This is a genomic window from Chitinophaga caseinilytica (assembly GCF_038396765.1).
In the GTDB taxonomy this organism is placed as follows: domain Bacteria; phylum Bacteroidota; class Bacteroidia; order Chitinophagales; family Chitinophagaceae; genus Chitinophaga; species Chitinophaga caseinilytica.
The window spans coordinates 787,218-809,932 of record NZ_CP150096.1; the positions used below are offsets into that span (position 1 = coordinate 787,218).

A 22,715-nucleotide genomic window follows, 5' to 3' on the forward strand; every position below is an offset into this window, starting at 1 on the left:
TCCCGTAATTCACGCCTACTGTCGCTAGAAACAAATTATGGTCAAGATAAGTTTAATGGATAAGTCTTGAGAAGATTAAGTAGTACTGCGTATAATTCCTCATGTCTATAGTTGTAGCGAAACTCGCATTCTTTCAAATGTAAATAAGCCGTATTCCGGTTCAGGCCCTTGAACTTCGCCAACCGGTGCTTCGTCAAACCCCAGAACCCGTCCACATCGTCGAGCACCGTCTTGCTTTCCGCCTCGTGGTGCCCGTGGCCCAGGTGATACAAACGATATTGACTCAGGTCTACCACCCCGTTGAACCGGCGGATCCGCTCCGCACTGCCCACCGTTTCCAGCACAGACCGCCCGCGGGCGATCGCCTGGATCATGGAACGGCTAACATCCGGGAGGATCTCCGTAAACACCTTGTTGTCGCTCTTGTAAATACCGAATATCACCGGCTTCACGATCCGGTCTACATCGGTCTTAACAGCAACGGCTATGTCTTGCGGCTGATGGAGTGCGTGAGCGCGGTGCCCCAGAGATGCGGACCCCGCTGCTTTTTCAGGCTGTAAAGACTCACAGTACTTTACAATCTGCATCCTGATTTTCTTCAGGTAACTGTTGATCGTTACCCTGCTCACACCGCTGATATTGGCTATCTGCGTGGCGGTTAAATCTTCGGAGAACAGCTTAAGTATCTCCTTAAATTTACGCTCAGATAAATGAGCGCCCTTTAGGAACTTATTTTTCATGGACTAAGAGGATTAGAAATGGCATCCTAAACCTCTTACTTTTTCTCTACTATATATAACGCTTTATTATAAACGGCGAATTCCCCATGTCGAACGCCCCCTACTAGATTATTTGACCGGAAGCCACTAAAAAACCCGCGGCAAGCGGCCACGGGTTTAAAATTTAACGCCTTACAGATATGAGATAATTATCTAGTGCGGCGATCGTAAAATTTTTTGAACGGTCATAAAACAGGATGAACGCATCAGTCCTTGTGCTCATCCAGCCCGATCTGATCCATTTCCAGGTCGGCCTCCTCATCCAGCGCCTTCCATAATTCCTTCTTCTTCGCCTTCTTCTGCAACGCCTTCTCCATCCACAACAACATCGCCGGCAAAATCGTCAGGTTCGTGATCATCGCCATCACCAGCGTCAAACTCGTGAGCCAGCCCAGCGCCTTCGTGCCCTGGAACTCCGAAAAACTGAAGATCATAAAGCCCGCAAACAGGATCAGCGATGTGTAAATAATACTCAAACCCGTATCGTTGATCGTATGCCGCACGGTCGCGGAAATATCATAATTATTCAACGGCAACTCCTGCTTGAAGTTCACGAGGAAACGGATCGTTACGTCTATCGCGATGCCCAGCGCAATGCTGAAAACGAGCACCGTGGAGGGTTTGATGGCAATGTCGAGCCAACCCATCACCCCGGCCGTCACCAGCAGCGGAATTATGTTCGGCACCAGCGAAATGATGAGCATCCGCCAGCTGCGGAACAGGTACAGCATACAGAAAATGATCAGCACGAAAGCCAGCAGAATGCTTTCCGCCAGGCCGTTGATGATGAACCGGCTCCCTTCCAGGAAGATGATGCTGGTGCCAGTAAACGTCACTTTATATTGCGCGGTATCGAAGATCCGGTCTGCCTGCGGGCGCAGCGAATCCAGCAGCCGCGGCAGTTCCACCGATCCCACGTCGGCCATATTCACGCTCATGCGCGCCACCTGGCGCGTGCTGTCCATAAAAGAGGCCACCAGCTGGGAAAATACGGATTTATCGCCCCCGCCTTTCATACGCAGGTACGGCGCCAGGAACCCGATGTCGAACTGGTTGGGCACGGTATAGTTCAGGCTGTCGCCACTGTAATACGCCTGTTTCGCGAATTTGATCCCTTCGGCCACGCTCAGCGGCCGCGCAAACGCAGGTTGATCGGCGATGATCTTGCCCAGCTCGTCGAGTTTTTCGAGCGTGCGGAGGTTCACCACGCCGTTCTTCTTTTTCGTATCCACCGCAATTTCCAGCGGCATTACGCCTTTAAAGCGATGTTCGAAGAATTTGAGATCGGTATAGAGCTTATCGTTTTTCGGAATATCGTCGACGATGAAACCCACCGGACGCAGGCGCATCATACCGACAACGGCCAGCACCACCATGATCACGGTAAATGCGTATACCCATGGCCGGTAGTTGAACACGAGGCGGTTCAGGAACTCCAGCACCCAGCGGCAGGCTTTATTGTCGAGATAGCTCGTATGCTTCGTTTTCGGCGGCGGCAGATAGCTCAGCACCGACGGCAGGAAGATGAAGGAGATGAGGAAAATGAGCATGATATTCACGCCGGCCACTACCCCGAACTGCTTCAGGATCGCGGAATTGGTGAAATAGAACACCCCGAAACCGATGGCCGCGGTGAGGTTGGTGAACAGCGTCACGATGCCCATCCGTTGCACCATCCGTACGAGCGCCTTCATCTTATCGCCGTGAACGGCATATTCCGTATGGTATTTATTGAGGAAGTAAACGCAGTTGGGGATGCCGATCACCACGATCAGCGGCGGTATCAGGCCGGTGAGCAGCGTGATCTTGTAGCCGCAGATAACGATGGTACCTACGCTCCAGATCACCCCGATCGCCACCACGATCATGCTCATGAGCACGGCGCTGAACGAGCGGAAAAACAGCAGCAGGATGAGGGCCGTGAGCACGAAAGAGATGTAGAGGAACATCTTCAGCTCGTCTGCCACCTTGGTGGCCATGATGGTCCGGATCATGGGCAGGCCGCTCAGCTTCACGTCCACGTTATGTTTTTCGCCGAATTCTTCCGCTATTTTCTGGATGGCCTGCACCACTTCGATCCTTCTTTTCGAATTGAGGATCTGTTTGTTGATGCTGACCGCCATCATATAGGCGTTAGCGTTGGCGCTATAGAGCAGGCCTTTATAGAATGGCAGGGAATAGAAAACGTTTTTCAGGCTATCCAGCTCAGCCTGGGTTTGCGGCAGGGGCTGGAACAGGGGAACGGCCTTCAGTTTCTGTGTTTCCGCGTCTTTCACGAGGTTTACGGCCACGGGGATGCTGAGGGTGTTTTCCACGGCTTCCACCTTGCGCAGCGCGTCGTTCATGGCTACGTAGTCGCGGAAGAAATCCAGCTGGAAGAGTTTATCGGATTCGAGCCCGATCACCATCATGTTCCCGTCTTCACCGAATTTCTGTTTGAAATCCTGGTAAACCAGCCATTTGGGGTTATCGCGGGGGATAGCGCCGGTGAACTCGTAAGAGAGCTCCACTTTGCTCGCGAAATAAGCCATGACGCCCGTTCCCAGGAACAACAAAGCCAGAAGCCACAAACGGAATTTCAACACGAAAGCTGCAAGGCGCTGCCACATAGATTTAGACTAATTTTGTTTAAAGGCCATAAAGGTAACTATTCATGTCGATTAATGCATAAGAGATAATTCATAATTGTTACTTTTGAGGTATGTTTCGCCCCTGCTTGATTTTCTTTTTGATATTCGTTTCCAACGACTTACGCTCGCAAAGCATCCCGATTGGCCAATGGCGCGAGCATTTCCCCACCCGCCAGGCCATGGCCGTGGCGGCCAGTGGGAATGAAATCTTTTGCGCCACCGCCCAGGGGCTCTTTTCGCTGTCGGCCGACGAGCACGCGGTAACGCGGTACGGTAAATCCACCGGCCTGCACGATGCCGGCATTTCCGCGATGGCCTGGCACGAAGGGCTTCAAACCCTCGTGCTCGCATACCGCAACGGCAATATCGACCTCGTGGCCAACGGCCGCGTCACCAACATCCCCGACGTGCTCCAGCGCCCGGGGAACCCCGACAAAGCCGCAACAGTCATCCTCATTTCGGGCGACAGAGCCCTCCTGCCCCTGCCCACCGGCATCATCGTGGCCGACCTCCGCCGCCGCGAAATCGCCGACACCTGGACGCCGGGGCACCCCGTACTGTCTGCCACCATTTACGGCACGGAAATATTCGCCTCCACCCCACAGGGCATCTACCGCGCATCGATATCGGCCCCCAACCTGGCCGACCCCGGTTCCTGGAAAATGCTCCCGCCCCTGCCCGCAACCGCGCAACAACTGGTAGCCTCGGATTACCTCGTTGCCCGCGTCCAGGACACCCTTTTCCGCTTCACCGGCAACGCCTGGCAAAAGTGGGTTTTCGGCCGCGGTGCGATCACGTTCCTGCAGTCGTCCGGGAATGCGCTGTTCATGGGGCTCCCGGGGATGGTGGTCCGGATTTCGGATGAAGAAACCACGCTGGCCAACGCCCTCCTGCCCTCGCCTTCCGGCGCTGTGCCCACCGCAGGCGGGATCTGGATCGCCGACCGGCAAAACGGGCTCATTTTTTACCACGACAATACTTTCACATCGCTCACGCCCGATGCTCCGGCAGGCCCGGCTTCGGGGGCGCTGCTTCCGCAGGGGGCGCGATGTGGGCCGCTTCCGGGGCCGTCAGCGACAGCTGGCAGCCATCCGGGGCTACTTTCCCCGTCTCGGTTTTCCGGGAAGGCGAATGGGTACAGCAGGGCAAGGTTGTCCCCGACGTGATTTCCCTTTCGGCGGGGAACGGGAATGTGTATGCGGGCTCCTTCGGCGGAGGGATCTTCACTTTCCGCGACGGCGCACCGGTTTTACAGGAAAAACCCCTGGGCCGCGACCGTATCGGCGGCCTGGCGGCCGATCAGAACGGCAACCTCTGGGCCACCGCTTTCGGCGCCACGCAGCAGCAACTCCTCTTCAAAAACAAATCCGGCAACTGGAACGGGTTCACCGTCCCGTATTTCCTCCCTTACAACGCCGTCTCCCAAATCCTCATCGACGATTACGACCAGAAATGGATGGCAGCTCCGCTTGGCGGTGGCGTGATCGTTATGAACCATGGCACCCATGCCGACGACCCGCGCGACGATCGCTGGAAACAGCTGTTATCGGGCGCCGGGCGCGGGAATCTGCCGTCGCCGCAAGTCTATTGCCTCGCCAAAGACCGCGATGGCTGGATCTGGATCGGTACGTCGCGGGGCATCGGCGTTTTCCAATGCGCGCAGGACGTTTTTGCCGCCAACGCGTGTGAAACCTGGCTCCCGGTTGTGCGTACAGACGCTTTCGCAGGGTATTTATTCCAGAACGAGGAGGTGCTTTCCATTGCGGTGGACGGCGCCAACCGTAAATGGGTGGGCACACGCAACGGCGCCTGGCTCACCAGTGCCGACGGCAGCCGAATCCTGCAACATTTCCATACGGGAAACAGTCCCCTGCCCGACAACACCGTGCAGCGCATCGCCATCGATCCCGTAACGGGGGAGGTATTCTTCGGAACGGGGAACGGATTGGTATCCTGGCGCGGAGAAGCCACCGAAGGCAGCGAAACGCAGGGTGGCGAAGTGCTCGTCTTCCCGAACCCCGTACCCTCCGGCTATACCGGCACGATCGCCGTTCGCGGGCTCGTGCGCGACGCATATGTGAAAATCACGGACGTTTCAGGGAAATTGGTCTTTCAAACCCGCGCCCAGGGCGGCCAGGCGGTTTGGAATGGGCGGGATTACACGGGGTTCCGTCCGCAAAGCGGGGTTTATCTCGTATTGGCCAGCGATGCGGCGGGGAAGGAAAAAATCGTATCGAAGCTGGTATTTATCCGCTGATAACCGATTTTTGTGTGATATGCTGCACAAAACTCCGGGCATCGTACTCCGCACCGTCAAATATGGGGACACCAGCGTTATCCTGAGCATCTTCACGGAGCTTTTCGGGATACAGTCGTACATCGTGAACGGCGTGCGCTCGTCGCGCCCCAAAGCGGCAAAAGGAAATATCCTCCAGCCTGGGAACATCCTCGACCTCGTGGTGTACCATCACGAACAGAAAAACATCCAGCGGATTTCCGAATTCAAACCGGGGCATATCTATACCACCATGCACGTAAATATCGTGAAGAACACGGTGGCGCTGTACCTCATCGAGCTGCTGCAAAAATCCCTCAAACAACCGGAGCCCGATCCCGAACTGTATCATTTCACGGAAAAGGTGTTCCGCGCCCTCGATACCGAAAACACCGCCGTGGCGGCCAATCTCCCGCTGTTTTTCACCCTGCGCTTCGCCGCGCACCTCGGGTTCCATTTCGCGGGGCACTATTCGGAATTCACGCCCTACCTGGATCTGGCCGAAGGCACTTACGTCGACCTTCCACCGCACCACACCAATTATCTCGACGAAACCAACAGCGAGCTTACTGACAAGCTGCAGAACATCCAGTACATCCCCGACCTGGAGCAGGTGTTGATGAACAAGGAGCGCCGGCGCAACCTTCTGTACGCGTACCTCGATTTCTACAGGCTGCACCTCCCCGATTTCAAGGAATTGCACAGCCCGCCTATCTTACACGAGATCCTCGGTTAAATCGGGGTGCCGGTTTTGTAATATTTCAGTTCGGTAGTCTGGCCGTCGAACACGGCGTAAGAATGATAGTTCAGCCAGTCGCCCAGGTTGATGTAGCGCGATGCGTCTCCCAGTTTCAGATCGAGCGGGAGGTGGCGATGGCCGTAGATGAAGTAATCGAAATGTTCTTTCCGGAGGATTTCGCGGGAGTATATCGCCAGCCATTCCTCGTTTTCGCCGAGGAAGGTTTCCAGCTTTTCGCCGGTGGCCGCGCGGCTTTTGCGGCTCCAGAAGTTCGCCATGGAAATCCCCCAGTTCGGCGGGATGCACGAAAAGAGGAAGCGGCAAACAGGATTGCGGAAGATTTTCTTGAGGAATTTATACCCATGGTCCCCGGGCCCGAGGCCGTCGCCATGACCGATATAGAATTTCTTTCCACCGATCACGTATTGCTGCGGCTCGAAGTACACGGGAATTTCCAGTTCTTCCTCGAAATAACCGTCCATCCACATGTCGTGATTGCCGATGAAAACGGTGATGCCGATGCCTTTGTCGCGCAGTTCGGCGAGTTTGCCCAGCAGGCGGGTGTATCCTTTGGGGATGACGTGTTTGTATTCGAACCAGAAATCGAAGATATCGCCGACGAGGAAAATGTGCTGTGCGTCTTTCGAGGCTTCGTCGAGCCACTGTACGATGAGTTTTTCGCGCTGGCGGCTGCGGGCCATATCGGGGGCGCCGAGGTGAAAGTCGGAAGCGAAATATACACGTTTGCCGGGCGGCAGATGAATGTTCATGGTTCGTAATGAAATGTAAAATGCAAAAGTGATGAATTCCTTTTGCATTTTACACGTATCGTTATCTATTGTATTTGAAGTAGTTATTCATCCAGCAGGAAAACATACACTTCTTTCGGGCCGTGCACGCCGACCACGAGCGTTTTTTCGATATCGGCGGTGCGGCTGGGGCCGGTGGCGAATGAGATCATGGAGGGAAGGTTTCCCTGGTATTTCTCTTTCAGCCGCTGGATGCCGTCTTTCACGTCGAACACGAGCTGGTGGGTGAACGCCACAACGAGGTGGACGGGCGCGAACACGGGCAGTGCGCGGCCGGAGGGCTGCGCTGCGCTCATGACGATGGACCCGGTGCGGGCAACGAGCATTTCGCAATCGGTGATCGCGGCGTCCATCTGGTTCATGTCGCCCACGTTGAGGTAGGCGGGATTGAACGGCTGGAGGATTTTCTCCAGCGCCGGTGTTTTGCAATGCACGTGCGCCCATTCCTTGTTCTCCACGAGCGTCTGGAGGTTTTCCGCCAGTTCTTCGCGGGAGGAGCAGAAGATGAATTTGCCCTGCAGTTTCGAAAATTCTTCCGCGAATTTCAGTTCGAGGCCTTCATTTTCGGTGACGAATACGGAGTTGTTACCTTCCGCATGGGGGAACGGGAGCTGCACCGGCTGGCTGAGCGCGTTGCGGACCCTTTTAAGGATGTTTTCTTTGGCGGGAGATACTTTCATAGTGCCTTATTCCTGTTCGGTTGTTACGTTAGCCGGGGAAGGATTGATGATGTCTGACGGGTGAACGCCTTCCACACCGATACCTGCCTTTGTCGGGATATGTTCTTTGTGCGTATCGTACGGGCGTTTGCCGATGAGGCGCTCGAGGTCGTCTTTATACAGCACTTCTTTTTTCAGCAGTTCTTCCGCCAGCAATTTCACCTGGGGCAGCTTGTCGGTCAGCATGGCCTTGGTGCGCTGGTACGCTTTGTCGATCAGTGCGCGCACCTCATCGTCGATCAGTTTCGCCGTTTCTTCGGAATACGGTTTGGTGAACGATTGTTCGACGTTCGGATCGTAGAAGGATACGTTGCCCACTTTGTCGTTCATACCATACACGGTCACCATGGCGTACGCCATGCGGGTGATTACCTGCAGATCGTTCTGCGCGCCGGTGGAGATCTTTCCGAACACGATGTCTTCTACCGCGCGGCCGCCGAGGGTCATGCAGATATCGTCCATCAGTTGTTCGGTATTGTAGAGGTATTGCTCTTTCGGGAGATACTGTGCGTACCCGAGTGCGGCCACGCCACGGGGGACGATGGTGACTTTCACGAGCGGGTTGGCGTGTTCGAGGTACCAGCCGCAGATAGCGTGTCCGGCTTCGTGGTAGGCGATCACTTCCTTTTCTTCGGGGGAGATGATCTTGTTTTTCTTCTCGAGGCCGCCGATCACACGGTCGATGGCGTCGTTGAAGTCTTCCATTTCCACTTCGTTCTTGCCTTTACGGGCGGCGATGAGCGCGGCTTCGTTACATACGTTGGCGATGTCTGCACCGGCGAAACCGGGCGTCATGGAAGCGAGTTTCTTGATGTCGAGGTTGGGCGACGTCTTGATGGGCTTCAGGTGTACGTTGAAGATATGTTCACGGCCTCCGAGGTCGGGCTTGTCGATGGAAATCTGGCGGTCGAAACGGCCGGGGCGCAGCAGGGCGCTGTCGAGCACGTCTGGCCGGTTGGTGGCGGCGAGGATGATGATCCCGCTGTCTGTTCCGAAGCCGTCCATTTCCACGAGGAGCTGGTTGAGGGTGTTCTCGCGCTCGTCGTTGGACATCATGACGTTCTTGCCACGGGCGCGGCCGATGGCGTCGATTTCGTCGATGAAGATGATACAGGGTGCTTTTTCGCGGGCCTGTTTGAAGAGGTCACGAACGCGGGAAGCGCCGACGCCTACGAACAGTTCCACGAAATCGGAGCCGGACATGGAGAAGAAGGGGACCTGCGCTTCGCCCGCCATGGCTTTGGCGAGGAGGGTTTTACCGGTACCGGGAGGGCCTACGAGGAGGGCTCCTTTCGGGATTTTACCCCCGAGCGCGGTGTATTTCTTCGGGTTTTTGAGGAAATCCACGATTTCCATCACTTCCACTTTGGCTTCGTCGAGGCCGGCAACATCGTTGAAGGTGATGTTGACGCGGGTGCCTTTATCGAAGAGGGTGGCTTTGGATTTGCCGATGTTGAAGATGCCGCCGGGGCCGCCGCTTCCGCCGGACGGGCCGCCCATTTTACGCATGAGCAGTACCCACATACCGATGAGCAGCAGGATGGGCAGCAGTATTTGCATGAGCGGCTCGAACCAGTTCTGGCGCGGAACGTAGGATACGTTCATCTGGTCTGCCAGGGGCATCCCTTCCTGGGCGCGGTCCAGCTCCTTCTGGAAGCTTTCCACGCTTCCGATGGTGAACTGGTAATGCGGGCCTGAGTTCTGGGCGCCGAGGCGGCCTTTGGCCACTTCCGAATATTGGGGCTGGTTCAGCCTTTCTTTTTTGATATAAACTTCTACAAGTGCCTTGTTCACCACTACCAGCTTGTCTACGTCGCCGGTGCGGAGCAGCCTTTGCTGGAACTCCTTGAAACCGGACAGCTCTTTGGGCTGGCTGGAGATCGGCAGTACGAAATTCATAGCCAGCAGGGCAATGCCGATAAAGGCGTATACCCAGTAGATATTGAATTTCGGTCCTTTCTTCGGTGATGATTTATCAGGTCCCTTGCTATAGTTATTGCCTCCTTTTTCCATGATCGTTCGCTCCTTTACGAATGAGAGTTGTCTTTTATAAGTAATTAATACAAAACCCGGGGTTTTGTTCAGTGATCGAGGTGTTCCATGCGTTCCGCATCGCTCCACATCTCTTCCAGGTTATAGAATTTCCGGGTTTCGGGTATGAAAATATGCACTACCACGTTCACGTAATCCACCAGTATCCACTGCTGAGCCGTGAACCCTTCGTGTTTGTACGCGGATTCGTCCGTGTTGTTCTTCACTTCCTCCTCCACAAAATCCGCTATAGCCTTAACTTGGTTACTGGAATTGGCCTCACAAATGATGAAGAAATCAGCTACTGCTTCAGGAATCTTGCGCAGATCAAGGGAAACGATATTCTCCCCTTTTTTCTCCTGTATGGCCTTTATGATGGAAGTAAAAATCTTGCTGTTCCTATTGATGCGTGTTACCGCCTTTTTCCTGCTGTTCAGTATGGTTAAGGGTGCCAATAAGTGCTGTTTTTGTTAAAAATAGTCTTTAATCTCCAAAATTACTAAACCGGGGCCAAAATATAACGCCGGCTTATATGCTGGAAGACGGATGGGTCGGTAAAATATTGTTAAAATGATGGTAATTTGCTCATTTTACAGTTAAATCAGGATTTGTGATAGGCCATCCGTTTCACGTGCTCAACACGGTAGACAGCACCAATAACTATGCCATGGCAAGGGTCGCCGAAGGCCCCGTGGCGCCCGGGTACACATGGTTCGCTATGGAGCAGACCGCAGGGAAAGGACAGCGCGGCAAACAGTGGCTCTCCACGCCCGGTGAGAACATCATGCTCACCACCGTTCTCCAACCCGCGCTGGGCCTGCATCAGCAGTTCATGCTCAGCGTGGCCGTAGCCCTCGGCGCATTCGATTTCTTCCGGAAATACGCAGGAGACGAAACCCGCATCAAATGGAGCAATGATATTTACTGGCGTGACAGAAAGGCAGGGGGCATTCTTATCGAGAACGTTTTGCGTGGAAGCGTCTGGCAATATGCCATAGCTGGGATGGGCATTAATATCAACACCCCCCATTTCCCCGACCATCTCCAAAACCCCGTTTCCCTCCGCCAGATCACCGGCCGCGAATGGGATACGCTCGAACTGGCCAAAGACCTCTGCACCCATCTCGAAAACCGGTACAGCAAGCTCAGCGTAGACACTTATCCTGCCATGCTCGCCGAATACAAAGACAATCTCTACCGCCTTCACGAGCCCGCGCTTTACCGCATCAACGGCGAAATCTTCCAGGGCGTTATCCGCGACGTATTGCCCGACGGAAGGCTGTGCCTGGAAAAGAACAAGGAAATACTGGAACTGGGATTCGGCGAAGTGGAATTCATCTTCGCCCGGTAAAACTGGAAAAAGCCAGTAAAAACTGGCTTTTTGGAGAAGTGGAATTTGTAAAGACAAACATCTGAAGCTTCTCCAAAAATGCCAGCCACGGGTCAAAGCCCATGATTTTGGTCGATAAATGGAGGTTTACAAGATGGAACTTCTTTTCCGCTTATCCAAATAAAATTTTGCAACCCATGCTGCAATTCGCTGCAAACGCCCGCTGTTGCCCGTTGCAACAAATTATTGGATATTTGCAACGAAACGCTTGATGATTGCAATTTCGCTCCCGCATCCGCAGCGTAGCTTTGTTATCCACTTTAAATCCTATTCAGACATGCATTACAGAACTCTGGGAAACACCGGCGAAAAAGTTTCAGCGATCGGCCTCGGCTGCATGGGCATGGCCTTCGCCTACGGCCAGCGCGATGATGCCGAATCCCGCGCTACGCTTGAGCTCGCACTCGACCTCGGCGTTAATTTCTGGGACACGGCAGACATGTACGGCCAGGGCCTCAACGAAAAACAACTCTCCGAAGTGCTCGCCACCCGCAGGAAAGACGTATTCCTCGCCACCAAATTCGGCTTCCGTTACCGCGAAGATAATTCCACCTACTTCGACGGATCGCCCGCGTATCTCAAACAAGCCTGCGAAGCATCGCTCAAAAGGCTCGGCGTAGACGTGATCGATCTCTATTACGCCCACCGCGTAGACGATCAGGTGCCCATCGAAGAAACCGTTGGCGCCATGGCCGAACTGGTAAAGGAAGGGAAAGTACGTTACCTCGGCCTGTCGGAAGCCTCCGCGCATTCAATCCGCAAAGCCGCCGCCGTGCATCCCATCGCCGCGCTGCAAAGCGAATACTCCCTCTTCGTGCGCGACATCGAATCCGACATCATTCCCACCTGCCGCGAACTGGGCATCGGCATCGTGCCCTACAGCCCCCTCGGCCGCGGGGCCCTCACTTCCGACCTGCGCGACGTCAAAGACCTCGACCCGACCGACTTCCGCCGCAACCTCCCCCGGTTCCAGCAGGAAGCGTTCGACAAGAACCTCCGTATCGTGAGCGCCCTGGAAGACATCGCGGCCGAACGCCACATCACCCTGCCGCAGCTGGCCCTGGCATGGCTGCTCGCCAAAGGCGACAACATCACCCCCATCCCCGGCACCAAACGGCGTAAATACCTGCAGGAAAACGCCGCGGCGGCCGATATCGCGCTGACTGCCGACGATGTTGCCCGCATCGAAGCCACGCTTTCCGGTTACCAGATCGAAGGCGAACGTTACAGCGAAGGGGCTATGAAACTGGTGAACCGCTAACCTGACGCAATTGCTCAAATCCGTGCAGCCACTACGGTTCCAATACGGTTACAGTACGGTTACAGTACGGTTACAGTACGGTATCCCTACTATATCTGTACTGAACGAGTACTGTAAGGCTATGGTAACGCCAAATAAAAAGGGAGCGCTCCTGCCGGGGCGCTCCCTTTTTATTTGGATGAACATGGTTTATTTCACATTGTACCCCCAGCCTTTCAGCCACTGGAGCACTTTGTCGCGATAATCGCCCTGGATAAGCACCAGCCCGTCTTTTACCGAGCCGCCGGTGCCGCATTTTGTTTTCAGTTCCTTGCCGAGTTTTTCGAGATCGGCTTCCGTGCCCACGAACCCTTCCACCACGGTCACCGTTTTACCGGCGCGCTGCTTCGTGTCCAGCTTCACGCGGAGGCGCTGCTCCGCAGGCGCCAGCGTAGCGGCCTCTTCGGTGGGTTCCTGCGGGTACGAAAAGTTGGGATCAGTAGAATAAACGATCCCGTTGGAGGCGGATTTTTTCTTGCTCATAACTTGCGTTTTTTAGTGACCGTTGGGCACCAGGATCTGGAGCGCGCCCGGCACCACGTTAAAATGAACGGTTTTTCCCTGCGTCAGCGGCACCGCATCGCCATCCACCTGCAGGCAGGATAGATCGGGGCTGGCCACTGTTATTTCTTGTCCGGTAAAATGTTGCATATAGCGGCTCTCGCCGATGTTGCCCCGCAGCGAACTGATGCTCAGCGGCAGCAGGTCCCAGAAGCGGAGCGGGCGCACCATGCAGACGTCCAGCTGCCCATCGAACAGGCTGGCCTGCGGCGCCAGTTTGAAATCGTACCCGAACTGGTTACCGTTGGCCACGGTCATGAGGAACGCCGGCGCTTCGGTTTCCTTCCCGTCCATCCGGATCTTGTAAACCGCGGGTTTGTAGGTTGAAAATCCGCCGACCACGAGCCGCGCGTAATTGATGAGCCCGCGCTTTTTGCTGTGCCGGAAACGGTCTGCGATCACCGCATCGAAACCCACGCCCGCATTGCTGAGGAAGAGGTGCTCGTTGGCGTACCCCGCATCCATGGGCTTTCTATTTCCTCCGGCTACGATGGCAAGCGCCTTTTCCACGTCCAGCGGGATGTTGAGCGCCCGTGCCAGGCCGTTCCCACTGCCGAGGGGCACGATGGCCAGCGCCGTTTTCGAGCCCACGAGGCCCTGGGCGATCTCGTTGATGGAACCGTCGCCGCCCACGGCCACAACGGTATCTACGCCGCGGTCTACGGCTGAAATGGCCAGGTCTGTACCGTGACCGAGGTATTGGAGATAGGTGGTCTCAACCTGGAAGCGATCTTCCGGCAACTGCCGTGCGATGGCGGCGCCGAGGGATTTCTCGCGGTCGGTGCCGGCTTTCCGGTTGATGATGATCAGTATTTTCCGCAATGGTAAGAGGATTGACTCAGGAATGGATAACGGCCTTGAGACTGAGGTCCAGGCTCACGGCATGGTGTATGATGGCGCCGACAGACACGAAATCGACCCCTGTTTTGGCGTATGCCTCCACATTTTCGATCGTGATGCCGCCGGATGCTTCGGTTTCGTATTGGCCTTTGATGAGGTCGAGCGCCGGGGGGATCTGCTCCGGCGAAAAATTGTCGAGCATGATGCGATGCACCTGTCCCACCTGCAAAATCTCCTTCACATCATCGATATTCCGGGCTTCCACTTCGATTTTCAGATCGAGCTGTTTTTCCTTCAGATAAGCCACCACGCGCTCAACTGCCGGGGTGATGCCGCCTGAGAAATCGATGTGATTGTCTTTAAGCATGACCATATCGTACAGTCCGATCCGGTGATTGACGCCGCCCCCGATGCGCACGGCTTCTTTTTCGAGCATGCGGAAGTTGGGGGTGGTTTTGCGGGTGTCGAGCACGCGGGTATGATACCCTTTGAGGCGGTCGGTGTATTTACGGGTGAGCGTGGCGATGCCGCTCATGCGCTGCATACAGTTGAGGACGAGCCTTTCTGCGCTCAGCAGGGTGCGCACGCGGGCGGAGACTTCAAACGCGATTTCTCCGGCCTGCATGGGCTCGCCGTCTTTTTTGAAGGGGACGAAACGGGTGGAATCGTCGAGCATGCGGAAGATGGCTTCGGCCACTTCCATGCCGGCGAGCACGCCGTCTTCCTTGATCTTGAGCCTTGCTGTGCCGGTGGTTTCGGCGGGGATGGAGGCGAGGGTGGAATGGTCGCCCGAGCCGATATCTTCCGCCAGTGCGGCTTTGATGAATTGTTCCAATGCTTCTTTCTGTAACATAACGCAATCGGGAATGAAAGGGCAAGTTACAAACAAAAAGGCCATCCGCCTAGGAGCGGATAGCCTTTCAATGTGTTCGTCTTGCTGTTGAGCTATTTATTTTCGAAGCGCAGTTCGTTGAGGACGAATGCGTTCCCTTTTTCTGGAGAAAAAACGAGGTTCGGAAATTGCCGCCGGAAGTGGTGAGGTTGCCCACCCCGAACTGGGAGCCGCCTTCGGGGCCGCCTTTGTGGAGCAGTTCGAAGGTTTTGACGGTGTTTTTCCCGAAGAAGTCTTTCAGGATGATTTCCGCCTGGGCTTTGCTGTAGGAGTTGGATCTGCCAGCCATATTGATCTCGACCGTGTTGTCCAGGAGTTTGCTCAGGTTACCGGAGTCTCCCTTTTTCAGGGCGTTGACCACATCATCGAAAGGACCCGCCAGCAGCGTAAAAGCCGTCAGCATCCCTCCGAGCAGGAACACCCCCAACACTACGATTAACTTTTTCATTATCCGTTATTTTGATCGCAATACATTTATCAACCTTAGAAGACACGAAAACTATGCCAAATTGCTGACTTTCAATAAATATACCATTATTGTGCTATACTTCCCAAGGTTGCGCATTACAATAATTTAATATACAAAAATCCCCTGAATTATAACCCCTCTTCAAAAATTTTAGACACCGGGAAAGATAGTATTATTAATTTCACGGGCCGATTCATTCACAACGCACAACCGGATTTAAAGTATGGAAACTAAAAGAGCGATCCTGATCATCATGGATGGCTGGGGCCAGGGCCAGGTGCCCGCCGCAGACGCCATCGCACATGCAAACACCCCTTTCGTAGACGGCCTCTATGAACAATTTCCCCATAGCACCCTCATCACCTGCGGCGAGGCCGTAGGGCTCCCCGACGGACAAATGGGCAATTCCGAAGTAGGGCACCTCAATATCGGGGCCGGAAGGATCGTTTACCAGGAACTCCAGCGCATCAACGTAGCCGTAAGAGACGGCGAGCTCGCTGCCAGCAAGGTTTTGCAGGACTCCATGGACTACGCCCGCAATAACAATAAAGCCCTCCACTTCATCGGCCTGGTGAGCGATGGCGGCGTACATTCCCATATCACCCACCTCAAAGCCCTCGCTTCCATCGCGAAAGAACGCGGGCTCACAAACGTGTTTGTACATGCGTTCACCGACGGGCGCGACACCGATCCCAAAGGCGGCCTCGGCTACCTCGACGATCTCCAGCAACACCTGGGCGCCACCACCGGCCGCATCGCTTCCGTAACCGGGCGCTATTACGCCATGGACCGCGACAAACGCTGGGAAAGGGTGAAACTCGCTTACGACGCGCTCGTGAACGGCACCGGTACGCCTACGCAAGACGTGCTGACCGCCGTGAAAGCCTCCTACGCAGAAGGCGTGACCGACGAGTTCATCAAGCCCATCATCGTTACCGACGCGCAACAGCAGCCTATCGGCAACATCCAGCCCGGAGACGCGGTGATCTGCTTCAACTTCCGCACCGACCGCTGCCGCGAGATCACGGAAGTGCTCACCCAGCAAGCGTTCCCCGACTTCGGCATGCAGCCCCTGGCATTGCACTATACGACCATGACCGAATACGACAAAGCCTTCAAGGGCGTACATGTCATTTTCGAAAACGATAATCTTTCCATGACCCTCGGCGAAGTCCTGGAAAAGAACGGCAAAACGCAAATCCGCATCGCGGAAACGGAGAAATATCCGCATGTGAGCTTCTTCTTCTCCGGCGGTCGTGAAACGCCCTTCGAGGGCGAGAAACGCATTCTCGTGCCCTCGCCCAAGGTAGCTACCTACGACCTCCAGCCCGAAATGAGCGCCCCCGAACTGGCAGACGCCATCCTCCCCGAACTGGAGCAGCGTACGGCCGATTTCGTGGTCCTCAATTTCGCGAACGCAGATATGGTGGGCCACACCGGCGTTTGGCCGGCCGCCATCAAAGCCGTGGAAACCGTAGACGCCTGCGTGTCCAAAGTAGTTTCTACCGCATTGCTGAACGATTACACCATCTTCCTCACGGCAGACCACGGCAACGCGGACTTCATGATCAACGAAGACGGTACGCCCAATACGGCACACACCCTCAATCCCGTGCCTTTCTTCATCATCAGCAACGATTTCAAGGGTGAGGTCAAAAACGGTAAACTGGGCGACCTCGCTCCTACCATCCTTCACTTCATGGGCCTGCCCATCCCGAAGGAAATGACCGGCAACGTACTCGTATAATCCTCAACAGGATACATCGAAAGGGGCTGCTCCGGCGGCCCCTTTTTTATTTTCCGCCACCTGTAACTTTCCGGGGCCGCCTGGCGTTTAACACCTGATGAAGCCGGAAGGCTTCCCCCGAAACTGATTATTCTACTATTACCATAAGTTTTTTAGTGCTCTCGACAGATTTGCTCATGCATCAGATGCGCCGTATTCACGGTGCATTTTTTTATAGGCCGATAACGGCTACACCATTAAATTTGTGGGTATGAGAATCGTATTTGCTGGGCTTTTTGCGTTGTTGATGACCGGATGCCGGCTGCCCGAGCCCAAAGGCGGCGCGCCCGTTGCCGTGAGGGACCATAGCTACAGGGCGTTGGGGAACTATTGCTGGGACGAGATCGCCAGGATGCGGAAATCGCCCTTCCAGATCACCAAAACCATCCGCCTCAACGGGCAAACGGTGTCGGCGCCGGTGAAAGACAGCGCAGGACTGGAAGCGCTCTTCCGCCCGCTGATGGACGCCGATATCAGTCGCCCCTCGCTGGCAGACGCGTACGACATCGATACCATTCCCAATCATTTCTCGGGAGATACGACCTTCATCCACCGCACCCGCGGCAAACAGACCTGGCCTGCACAACTGATCGTGGAGATCGACAGCAGCCGGCGCATCAAATCCGTCCAGGCCTCTTCCCACACAAAGAACCCTGTGTACGAATACCGCCAGGAGATCGTTTACGAGCGCGATCGCCAGCTCTCCATCAGCTCCCATCAGAAAATCATCTTCATGAAAGCGGAAAACATGGAAACCATCGCCCAGTTCCGCCCATTAACAGCGCAGCAATGACGTCAGCGGAATTTTCCCAGATATCGCATACCATTCCCACTCAGGCCGGCATCTATAAATATTTCGACGCCGGCGGGGAACTGCTGTACATCGGCAAAGCCAAAAGCCTCCGCAAGCGCGTTTCCTCCTATTTCGTCAAGAACCACGACAATTACAAAACCCGGAAGCTGGTAGACAACATCCACCACATCGAGTTCACGATCGTAGACAACGAAAAAGACGCGTTCCTGCTGGAAAACGCCCTCATCAAGCAGTTCCGCCCGAAATACAACATCGATCTGAAAGACGATAAAACGTATCCGTTCATCGTCATCAAGCACGAATCTTTCCCCCGCGTTTTCCTCACCCGCCGCGTGATCAAAGACGGGTCGGAATACCTCGGCCCCTTCACCTCCGTGGGCCGCGTGCGCGAGCTGCTGGAAGTGATCCGCTACAACATCCCCCTGCGCACCTGCAACCTCAACCTGTCTGAACAGAACATCAAAAAAGGGAAGTTCAAGGTGTGCCTGGAATACCATCTCGGCAACTGCAAAGGCCCCTGCGAAGGGCTGCAATCGGCCGAAGATTACCGGGAAGGGCTCCAGTCCGTGAAGGAAATCCTCCGCGGCAACCTCTCGCCCGTGCTCAACGTGTTCAAATCGAAAATGCAGGCGCATGCGATGAACATGGAATTCGAGAAAGCGGAAATCGAACGGAAGAAAATCGCCAGTTTGCAGGATTACCAGGCCAGGTCTACCATCGTGAGCAGTCGCGTCGGGAACGTAGACGTGTTCACCATCCTGTCTGAAGGCAATTTCGCATATGTGAACTACCTGCGCGTGCTCAACGGCACCATCGCCGATACAAAAACCGTTACACTGGAAAAGAAGCTGGAAGAAACGGACGAGGAAGTGATGGAATACGCCATCGGGTACCTCCGCGAAGCGTTCCAGAGCCTGGCGCGCGAGATCGTGCTGCCTTTCCACGTCGATTTTCCGGAGGAAAACGTGGAAGTGATCGTCCCGAAAGGCGGCGACAAAAAGAAACTGCTCGATCTTTCCACCAAAAACGTCGACTATTTCCGCGAAGAGCTGCGCAAGAAAAAGATCCTGCATCTCGAAGGCAAGAGTGATATGGAAGTGAAGAAAGTGCTGTACCAGCTGCAGGCCGACCTGGAGTTGCAGGAACTGCCCGTTCATATCGAATGTTTCGATAACTCCAACTTCCAGGGGAGCTATCCCGTTTCGGCCTGCGTCGTGTTCAAAGACGGTGTGGCGTCGAAGAAAGATTACCGCCATTTCAATATCAAAACGGTGGAAGGCATCAACGACTTCGCGTCTATGACCGAAGTGGTGTACCGCCGCTACAAGCGCCTCCTGGACGAAGAACAGCCGTTGCCGCAGCTCGTTATCATCGACGGTGGTAAGGGCCAGTTGGGCGCGGCGATGGAAAGCATCCGCAAGCTCGATCTAATCGGCAGCATGACGGTGGTGGGCTTGGCGAAGAACGAGGAGGAAATTTTCTTCCCGGGCGATAAGGATTCCATCAAGCTGCCGTACGACAGTGAGAGCCTGAAGCTGATCCGGCGCGTCCGCGACGAGGTGCACCGTTTCGGCATTACGTTCCACCGGCAGAAGCGTAGCAAGGGCACGTTCAAGAATGAGCTGGAATCGATCAAGGGGATTGGCGAAAACACGGCTACGCAGCTGTTGCAGAGCCACCGGTCGGTCAATAAGGTGAAAGCGTTAAGTAAAGACGAACTGACAAAAGAAGTGGGCCTGAAAAAGGCGACGCTGATCTGGGAGCACTTTCATGGTAAGGAGGGCGCGAACGGGAAAGAAAAGCAGGAAGGATCAGTGTAATAACCGGTTCCCCATCACCTTTCATCAAACTGCACTCAAACATGTTAGTCCGCACCCATGCTTATTGGATACAGGGATGCCGTCTACGACACCGATCAAATCAGCATAAAAATCATCTTACAAGATTGTGATCAGGAAAAAGGGCGAATCGAAACCTCATCAAAAAAATCACGGCTTCATACAAAAGAGAGAGCCCGGTTTGAGAACCAGGCTCTATTCCCCAAGTTAACCATTAAAAGACACAGATTTATTTTTGATGACCGGCAGACCGCCGGTGGATCTTCGTTGTTGAAACATGACAATTACACATTCATTCAAGCGTGTTTTATCACATTACTAAAGTAATGCGTATGTGGCTGTGTCGTTGTTAAGTATTTGTTATCAGCACGAAATAGCCGTTAGCTGTAACCTGCAACAGCATTGAGTTTCAAACGATTTTTCGGGATCGGGAATTTGTTAGCGGGCGGTCTCGGAGAGGTACTGCAAATTGACCGCAGCCACGTCTGCGCCGCGCGCCATTTCCACACTGCGGATAGCCTGCAGCATGTGCCTTTGCGCGTGCGCGATGAGGAAGCGGAACGTATCTCCGGCCTTCAGCGCCACGAGTTTCGACAGCGTGGTCGGCAGCCGGATGCCGCCGATGTCGATCTTCTTCGCGGCTTGCAGGAGCGACAGCATCCATTCCTGTTGCGCCTGGAATTCGTCGAGCGTTTGCGCCGCGTCTAACCGGGGAGTGGGATTATGATTTTTGGGGGCAGACATTTTCATTTTCAGGCTGCCGTCTTCTTTCGGCAACATTGTTTGCGTAAAATAATTGCCCAGCCAGCCGCTGCGGAATTGCTCCGGCACGGGGCGTTTCCTGGAAAGGAATTTGCGGAATGCTTCGTCGAAAGCCGGCAGGTAGAAACGGCCGTAGCCATTGAGATGCTCCAGGCACTGGATGGCAGACCATTTGCCGGGCGCCGGCGGTTGCAGGAGAAGGTCGTGGGGTTGGGAGGCGAGGTAACGGTCTGCCGCCGCGCGAAGGTTGTTCACGTCGTGCTGCAGCTCGCTGAGCAGGGTTTCTGCGTGGAAGGTAGGCATGTGAAGAGATTTAATGATCCGATGCAAAGGTAATCCGGCTATTTACACGAAATCTTTGTCTAAACCAAGATTTACAACCGAACGCCACCTAACAGCTTGCTGAACGTAGCGGGATCGATGCCGAGGTAGGAAGCGAGGTATTTGTGGGGGATGAGCTGGAGAACGTGCGGGCTCCTGGCCAGGAGGCGCCTGAACTTCTGCTCCGCGCCCAGCGTCTGTATTTCGATCAGCCGTTCCATCACGCCCGCCATGGCGGCCATGGTACCGATGTGCACCCACCGGGCTATCGCCGGATGTTGCTGCATGAGCCGCTGAATATCGTTGTACGAAATTCGTAGAAAGGCGCTCTGGGTGAGGGTTTCCAGGTAATACCGCGAGGGTTGCTGCAGGAAAAACGAATCGATGATGCCGGAAAAGGAACCGGGATAGGAGAACATCAGCGTGGCTTCTTTTTGATTTTCAGCGAGGGCGAACGCGCGCTGGAGCCCTTCGGTCACGTAATAGCAGTACCGCTCGGTGTCTCCCGCGGCGGTGAGCACCGTTTTCCGTTTGCAGGCCAGCGGGTGGAAGCAGCCGGAAAGGTCTTCCCAGGCATCTTCCGGAAGCGGAACTACGGCATCTATGGCGGAACGGAGTTGCTGCATGGCTGTAAGATATAAAAAAAACCGCCCCGGATTACCCGGAGCGGCTTCTCATTATTGTTCGCAGGATTTGAGCGAATGGGAGATTAGTATTCCCACAGGTCCTGCTCTTTGTTAAAGATCTTGTCTTTGATGGCCTGGCCTTCCAGGAGGCGCATTACACCGTCTTTGATGTAGTTGCTGATCTCGCGGTTGAACGCGTTCTTTTCCTTCACAACGAAGCTGGAGAAGAAGCGCATTTCGAAGAGGTCTTCCCAGGTCATGGTAGACGCGTCGTTATTCTGGTTATATACGTCGTATTTGGCCAGAACGGGGCGCAGATCGGGATAATAGAGCCAGAACAGGGGGATGGTGGCGCGCACGGTACCGTCGTCGTTGATACGGGATACCATGGGGGCGATGCCGAGGATGCGGACCTTCAGCGCGGAGGCTTCCTGGTCAAACACCCAAACTTCCTTGATCTTGTACTGTTTGATCGTTTCGGGGTTGAACTCGTCGCGGATCGTGACGTTCTTTTCCTCGCCGGTTACCGGGTCGATGCTGCGAACGGTCCTTTCCTCGCCCGAGAGCTTGGTCATGATCTCGTCGTAGTTCATGAGGGTGCTGAATCGGTCGTCGATCGGGCTGAAAGCCTCAACTTCCTTGTTTTTGATCGCTGCAAGCAGGATATTGATGAGGAGCTGGTTGACGCCGGTCTCATCTTCCACGTTGTACTGGAAGGGGAGGTTCATCTTTTCGCGCACATCGATGATCTGCCAGATCTGTTTTTCCCAGAACTTGTCGTCTTCACGGATGTGATCGTAAGCGATGGGCACGCGGTCGCGGATAGGGCTCTTTTCGGAAACCCCGTCTACCCGCAGCGATTTACGCGGCGTATCTACCGGTGTGCCTACCCCGTCTTGCCGGAGCGATGCAGGTGCGGTACCTGCCGGAGCGGCGGGCACGTTTACCGGGTTGCCGGTGGCCGGGTTGGTCACGGGTGCGGGTTGCTGCTGCTGCTGCTGCTCGGGTTGCGGATCGGTATTACCTCTTCTGCGGCGCGACTGTGCGTCGGCGGAGGAAGCGATAAACACCAGCAACAATGCGCTCAGGCTGATCCTTTTCAATATTACTGCTTGCATAGCCAGTAACGGTTTT

General features: G+C 54.9%; 21 protein-coding genes. 8 read left to right on the forward strand and 13 right to left on the reverse strand.

Annotated features, from left to right (window positions below; translation table 11 throughout):
- Positions 1-41: 41 nt before the first annotated feature.
- On the reverse strand, positions 42-629 hold the full coding sequence (locus WJU22_RS03365) for a hypothetical protein (RefSeq protein WP_341841876.1): 588 nt from the start codon (positions 627-629) through the stop codon (positions 42-44).
- A gap of 356 nt (positions 630-985) precedes the next feature.
- Positions 986-3,388, reverse strand: coding sequence for an efflux RND transporter permease subunit (locus WJU22_RS03370; RefSeq protein ID WP_341841877.1), 2,403 nt, complete (start codon positions 3,386-3,388; stop codon positions 986-988).
- A gap of 92 nt (positions 3,389-3,480) precedes the next feature.
- Between WJU22_RS03370 and WJU22_RS03375 the strand changes: the two genes are divergently transcribed.
- The 3 genes from WJU22_RS03375 to recO are packed head-to-tail and all read left to right on the forward strand — an operon-like array spanning position 3,481 to position 6,420.
- A complete protein-coding gene (locus WJU22_RS03375; protein ID WP_341841878.1) occupies positions 3,481-4,575 on the forward strand; it encodes a hypothetical protein in 1,095 nt (364 codons plus the stop codon).
- Positions 4,458-5,666, forward strand: coding sequence for a two-component regulator propeller domain-containing protein (locus tag WJU22_RS03380; RefSeq protein ID WP_341841879.1), 1,209 nt, complete (start codon positions 4,458-4,460; stop codon positions 5,664-5,666). The genes WJU22_RS03375 and WJU22_RS03380 overlap by 118 nt, the downstream gene beginning before the upstream one ends.
- Before the next feature lie 19 nt (positions 5,667-5,685).
- Entirely contained in the window at positions 5,686-6,420 is a 735-nt protein-coding gene (recO, locus tag WJU22_RS03385; protein WP_126244539.1) for a DNA repair protein RecO, read from the forward strand.
- Here recO and WJU22_RS03390 read toward each other — a convergent pair.
- The 4 genes from WJU22_RS03390 to rsfS all read right to left on the reverse strand — a co-directional run bounded on the left by WJU22_RS03390 (position 6,417) and on the right by rsfS (position 10,437).
- On the reverse strand, positions 6,417-7,193 hold the full coding sequence (locus WJU22_RS03390; RefSeq protein WP_341841880.1) for a UDP-2,3-diacylglucosamine diphosphatase: 777 nt from the start codon (positions 7,191-7,193) through the stop codon (positions 6,417-6,419). The genes recO and WJU22_RS03390 overlap by 4 nt on opposite strands.
- A gap of 83 nt (positions 7,194-7,276) precedes the next feature.
- Entirely contained in the window at positions 7,277-7,912 is a 636-nt protein-coding gene (locus WJU22_RS03395; RefSeq protein ID WP_341841881.1) for a lactate utilization protein, read from the reverse strand.
- A gap of 6 nt (positions 7,913-7,918) precedes the next feature.
- Positions 7,919-9,964, reverse strand: coding sequence for an ATP-dependent zinc metalloprotease FtsH (gene ftsH / locus WJU22_RS03400; RefSeq protein WP_341841882.1), 2,046 nt, complete (start codon positions 9,962-9,964; stop codon positions 7,919-7,921).
- 68 nt (positions 9,965-10,032) lie between these two features.
- Positions 10,033-10,437 (reverse strand): ribosome silencing factor, encoded by a 405-nt coding sequence (rsfS, locus tag WJU22_RS03405; RefSeq protein ID WP_126244543.1) that lies wholly within the window; start codon positions 10,435-10,437, stop codon positions 10,033-10,035.
- Positions 10,438-10,592: 155 nt separating this feature from the next.
- Between rsfS and WJU22_RS03410 the strand changes: the two genes are divergently transcribed.
- Complete coding sequence (locus tag WJU22_RS03410; protein WP_341841883.1) at positions 10,593-11,333, forward strand: biotin--[acetyl-CoA-carboxylase] ligase; 741 nt, start codon at positions 10,593-10,595, stop codon at positions 11,331-11,333.
- 316 nt (positions 11,334-11,649) lie between these two features.
- Positions 11,650-12,633 (forward strand): aldo/keto reductase, encoded by a 984-nt coding sequence (locus WJU22_RS03415; protein WP_341841884.1) that lies wholly within the window; start codon positions 11,650-11,652, stop codon positions 12,631-12,633.
- 189 nt (positions 12,634-12,822) lie between these two features.
- On the opposite strand, the gene WJU22_RS03420 is transcribed toward WJU22_RS03415, so the two are convergent.
- From WJU22_RS03420 to WJU22_RS03435, 4 genes are all read right to left on the reverse strand, one after another.
- Complete coding sequence (locus WJU22_RS03420) at positions 12,823-13,155, reverse strand: translation initiation factor (RefSeq protein WP_341841885.1); 333 nt, start codon at positions 13,153-13,155, stop codon at positions 12,823-12,825.
- Positions 13,156-13,167: 12 nt separating this feature from the next.
- A complete protein-coding gene (locus WJU22_RS03425; RefSeq protein WP_341841886.1) occupies positions 13,168-14,055 on the reverse strand; it encodes a diacylglycerol kinase family protein in 888 nt (295 codons plus the stop codon).
- A gap of 16 nt (positions 14,056-14,071) precedes the next feature.
- Complete coding sequence (gene nadC, locus WJU22_RS03430; RefSeq protein WP_341841887.1) at positions 14,072-14,926, reverse strand: carboxylating nicotinate-nucleotide diphosphorylase; 855 nt, start codon at positions 14,924-14,926, stop codon at positions 14,072-14,074.
- A gap of 67 nt (positions 14,927-14,993) precedes the next feature.
- On the reverse strand, positions 14,994-15,413 hold the full coding sequence (locus tag WJU22_RS03435) for a DUF4783 domain-containing protein (RefSeq protein WP_341841888.1): 420 nt from the start codon (positions 15,411-15,413) through the stop codon (positions 14,994-14,996).
- A 244-nt stretch (positions 15,414-15,657) separates the two neighbouring features.
- Here WJU22_RS03435 and gpmI point away from each other — a divergent pair, with 244 nt between their 5' ends.
- The 3 genes from gpmI (at position 15,658) to uvrC (ending at position 19,854) form a co-directional block, all read left to right on the forward strand.
- The gene (gpmI, locus tag WJU22_RS03440) at positions 15,658-17,181 is read left to right on the forward strand and encodes a 2,3-bisphosphoglycerate-independent phosphoglycerate mutase (RefSeq protein WP_341841889.1); all 1,524 of its coding nucleotides are present in this window, start codon (positions 15,658-15,660) and stop codon (positions 17,179-17,181) included.
- Between the two features lie 250 nt (positions 17,182-17,431).
- Positions 17,432-18,013, forward strand: coding sequence for a hypothetical protein (locus tag WJU22_RS03445; protein ID WP_341841890.1), 582 nt, complete (start codon positions 17,432-17,434; stop codon positions 18,011-18,013).
- Positions 18,010-19,854, forward strand: coding sequence for an excinuclease ABC subunit UvrC (gene uvrC, locus WJU22_RS03450; RefSeq protein ID WP_341841891.1), 1,845 nt, complete (start codon positions 18,010-18,012; stop codon positions 19,852-19,854). Before WJU22_RS03445 ends, uvrC begins: the two co-directional genes overlap by 4 nt.
- A 456-nt stretch (positions 19,855-20,310) precedes the next feature.
- On the opposite strand, the gene WJU22_RS03455 is transcribed toward uvrC, so the two are convergent.
- From WJU22_RS03455 to gldN, 3 genes are all read right to left on the reverse strand, one after another.
- Positions 20,311-20,937, reverse strand: coding sequence for a DinB family protein (locus WJU22_RS03455; protein ID WP_341841892.1), 627 nt, complete (start codon positions 20,935-20,937; stop codon positions 20,311-20,313).
- 71 nt (positions 20,938-21,008) lie between these two features.
- Entirely contained in the window at positions 21,009-21,581 is a 573-nt protein-coding gene (locus WJU22_RS03460; protein WP_341841893.1) for a Crp/Fnr family transcriptional regulator, read from the reverse strand.
- Between the two features lie 83 nt (positions 21,582-21,664).
- Entirely contained in the window at positions 21,665-22,699 is a 1,035-nt protein-coding gene (gene gldN / locus WJU22_RS03465; protein ID WP_341841894.1) for a gliding motility protein GldN, read from the reverse strand.
- Between the last annotated feature and the right edge of the window lie 16 nt (positions 22,700-22,715).